General features: G+C 66.1%; 4 protein-coding genes. All 4 read left to right on the top strand.

All coding sequences use genetic code 11. From position 1 onward, the window contains the following. The coding region (locus AC3XYG_RS02590; RefSeq protein ID WP_489138247.1) for a 2-hydroxyacid dehydrogenase at window positions 1-676 on the top strand (676 nt) is incomplete at its 5' end. Between the two features lie 170 nt (window positions 677-846). Then, complete coding sequence (locus AC3XYG_RS02585) at window positions 847-1,749, top strand: alpha/beta hydrolase (protein WP_489138246.1); 903 nt, start codon at window positions 847-849, stop codon at window positions 1,747-1,749. 12 nt (window positions 1,750-1,761) lie between these two features. Continuing rightward, window positions 1,762-2,691: a sigma-70 family RNA polymerase sigma factor gene (locus AC3XYG_RS02580; RefSeq protein WP_489138245.1), complete on the top strand. Its 930-nt coding sequence runs from the start codon at window positions 1,762-1,764 to the stop codon at window positions 2,689-2,691. A gap of 306 nt (window positions 2,692-2,997) precedes the next feature. Beyond that, window positions 2,998-3,758, top strand: a 761-nt coding sequence (gene nadC, locus AC3XYG_RS02575) for a carboxylating nicotinate-nucleotide diphosphorylase (RefSeq protein WP_489138244.1), incomplete at its 3' end; no start/stop codon positions are given.

Here is a 3,758-nt window from a genome sequence, read left to right as displayed (position 1 = left end):
CAGCAACGCCGTGCCGGTCGCGGAATTCACGCTGGGCCTGACCCTGGCGGCGCTGCGCTGCATCGCCTTGGGCCATGCCGAACTGAAGCAGGGCCGCTGGCGCACCGCCACGGCCATGTCGACGCCGACCTTCATGCTGTCGGGCAAGACCGTCGGCATCATCGGTTTCGGCGCCATCGGCCAGGCTTTCGCCCGGCTGCTGAAGGGCTTCGGCTGCACCATCCTCTATTCCAAGCGCACGCCCCTGCCGGCGGCCGAGGAAGCAACGCTGGGCGCCCGCTTCGCCACCGTGCCGGAGATCCTGGCCCAGTCCGACGTGATCACGCTGAACTGCCCGCTGACGCCGGAGACATCAGGGCTGATCGACCGGGCCGCGATCCGGGCGATGAAGCCGACCGCCGTGCTGGTCAATGTCGCGCGCGGCGGCGTGGTGGTGGAATCAGACCTGATCGAGGCGCTGAAGGCGCGCGAGATCCATGCCGCCGCCATGGACGTGTTCGAGATCGAGCCCCTGCCGTCGGACAGCCCGCTGCTCGGCCTCGACAATCTGGTGGTGACGCCGCATCTGGCGGCGATCGCGGCCGACAATTTCGAGAAGGCCGTCAACCAGATGTTCGGCAACATCGCCCATGTCGCACGCGGCGAGCCGGTGCCGGAACGCGACTCCGTGGCCTGACCGAGGCGCTACAGACGCGGGCCTGTGCTTTGCGGCGCAGGCCCGTCGTCCCCTGCTCCCATGAGACGTCCATCTGCCGGCGGCGTATCCTTTCGCCGGCCTCGTCCGTCTTAGCTGGTGATGGGCGGCCGTCCCCGGCATCGCCCTCGTCAACGGATGGGAGCGTGACAATGGCGAGCAGGCAGAGCCTGGCGAACAAGATCCACTTCGAAACGCTGGCGGAGGCGTGGAACACTGGTCGGGAATTGCCGCCCGAAGCCTCCGAATGGTCTGTCCTGACGGCAGAACCGGGCGGCGTCGATTATGTCGAGACGGAATTCGGCGACAAGACCGCGCTGTGGGTTCAGCCGAAGCTGGCGGCCAAAGACCGGGTCATGCTGTACCTGCACGGCGGCGGCTATGTCGGCGGATCGATCTGGACCCATCGCAAGCTGGTCGGACATCTCGCCAAGGCGATCGGTTGTCACGCTTTGCTCGCCACCTACGACTACGCGTTCCAGAGCAAGTTCCCGCGCCAGATCGAGCAGGCCGTGACCGCGTTCGCGTGGCTGGCCGAACAGGGTATCCGGCCGGAACACACGATCGGTGCAGGCGATTCCGCCGGCGCGGGCCTGATCGTTGCGGCCGCGCTGAAGCTCCGAGATGCGGGTCGTTCGTTGCCGGCCGCAATCCTCAGCATCTCCGGCTGGCATGATCTGTCGGCGAGCGGGCCTTCTTACGAAGCCAACCGCGAGAAGGACGTCTTCTTCCAGAAGGCGACCGTCGACATGCTGGCAGCGCAGGTCCTCGGCGGGGCTGATGCCAGGCATCCCCTCGCCAGCCCGATCTTTGCCGATCTCAAGGGCCTGCCGCCGATCTATCTGCAGGCGGGCGAAGACGAAACCCTGCTCGACGACAGCCGGGTTCTCGCCGACCGTGCGAAAGCCGCCGGCGTCGAGGTGCGCCTGGAGGTGTTTCCGGAGATGCTGCACTCGTTCCAGATGATGGCGGGCCGCGCCCCCGAAGCCGACGACGCGATCGGGCGGCTTGCCCAATGGGTTCGCCTCAAGCTCGGCCTGGTCGCTAAGATGTGACAGGTGAGGGACATGCCTGAACGACCGATCGGTCTATTCGATGCGCGGTATCGAGCCTTCCTCGAGACGGTGTCGAACGCCCGCGCCCAGCTGCATCGCTACTGCGCCCGCATGACCGGCTCGCGGCTCGACGGCGAGGATCTCATGCAGGAGACGCTGTTCGAGGCCTACACGAAGATCGAGACCCTCGACGACGCCCGCAGGCTGAAACCCTGGCTGTTTCGCATCGCGCACAATCGCTGCATCGACTTTTTGAGGCGGCGCGATGCGCGCGAGGGTGCGGAAGGCGCCTATGCGGACGCCATCGGCATCGTCGCTGCAGAGCCGGCGGCGATCGATGCCCGGTACGCCATCGAACGGCTGGTCGGCCACCTGCCGCCGAAGGAGCGCGCCTGCGTCCTGCTGAAGGATGTGTTCGACTATTCGCTGGAAGAGACCGCGGAGCTCGTGGATTCGACGGTTGGCGGCGTCAAATCCGCACTCTCCCGTGGCCGGGCGAAGCTTGCCGACCTGCCCGCGGACCCTCCCGGCGAACCGGGCCGTCCGCTTGATCCCGATACCGCGCGGCTGTTGCAGCGCTATGTCGACCTGTTCAACCGCCATGACTGGGATGGCGTGCGGGGCCTCACCAGCGCCGATGCCCAGCTGCGGGTCGCCGACTGCTTCGACGGCTTGCTCAGAAACTCTCCCTATTTCGGCGAATACGAGCGGAATCCGGACCCGTGGACCATGGAGTTCGGGGCGATCGACGGAGAGCCTGTCCTGCTCGTGCTTTTCCAGCGCGGCGACCAGTGGCAGATCGCGTGGCCGGTTCGCGTCCATGTCGCCGGCGGCTTCATCGACCGCATCGAAGACTATTACGCCTGCCCATGGGTCATCGGAGCCGCCCCGGAGTCCAATCTGGAACGGATGACCGAGCCAGTCGTCTCGCGAGGAGCATGACGGGGGAGCGTTGCAGCACGAGCACACAGCTGTCGCCCCGAAATTCTCAGTCCGAGAAATAATGCCAAGGCGAGAGGGTCGGCCGATATCCCTTTCAAGCAAAGATCTACTGAACAAGATATTCTCAGGCGGAGAAATAACGCCGTATCGTGAAGACGTCTAGTTGCCCATATTTGTGACAGCGATTGCCTGATCTTTCCCTTTGACAGATCAGATCCGCCGTGGTTATCGTTTGTGTACATATAAAAGCATTCTCAAGAACGAGCGGCCGCGCGGCGGTCGAACTCGCATGCGGAGGCTCATGCCATGTACGATCGCTACGCGACCACCCGCCTGATCGACCTCTGGCTGCAGGAGGACATCGGCTATTGCGACCTGACCGTGCAGGTCATGATCGAGCCGGAGGAGACCGGCGCATTCGTCATGAATGCCCGCGAGCCGATGATCGTGTCGGGTATCGAGGTCGCCGCCGAAATCTTCCGCCGCTATGACCCGCGCTGCGCCGTCACCGTACGGGTCAAGGACGGCGACCGGGTCGCGGCCGGGCAGGTGCTGCTGGACGTCAGCGGCCCGGCCCAGGCGATCCTGACGGCCGAGCGCACTGCCCTGAACATCACCCAGCGCCTGTCGGGCATCGCCACCGAGACGGCGCGGTTCGTGGCCGAGATCGCGGGCACCGGGGCCCGGCTGCTCGACACCCGCAAGACCACGCCGGGCCTGCGCATGCTGGAGAAGCACGCGACGGTCTGCGGCGGCGGCCTCAACCACCGCCTCGGCCTCGACAACGGGGTGATGATCAAGGACAACCACATCGCCGTCTGCGGCAGCATCGCCGCCGCGGTCAAGCGGGCGCGCCGCAACCTGCCGATGCTGACCAAGATCGAAGTCGAGTGCGACTCGCTGGAGCAGGTGGATGAGGCGGTGCTGGCCGGCGCCGACGTCATCATGCTGGACAACATGCCGGTGCCGACCATGCGCCGGGCGGTGGAGACCGTGGCCGGGCGCATCCCGCTGGAGGCCTCGGGCGGGGTGCGGTTCGAGACCATCCGCGCCATCGCCCAGACCGG

This window comes from Inquilinus sp. (genome assembly GCF_057815775.1).
The sequence above is the reverse complement of the archived record's forward strand: the minus strand, read 5'-3'. Positions and strand labels throughout refer to the sequence as shown.

Coding starts and splice junctions, on each gene's coding strand:
- AC3XYG_RS02580 (WP_489138245.1), top strand. CDS start 1,762: ATGCCTGAACGACCGATCGGTCTATTCGATGCGCGGTATCGAGCCTTC.
- AC3XYG_RS02585 (WP_489138246.1), top strand. CDS start 847: ATGGCGAGCAGGCAGAGCCTGGCGAACAAGATCCACTTCGAAACGCTG.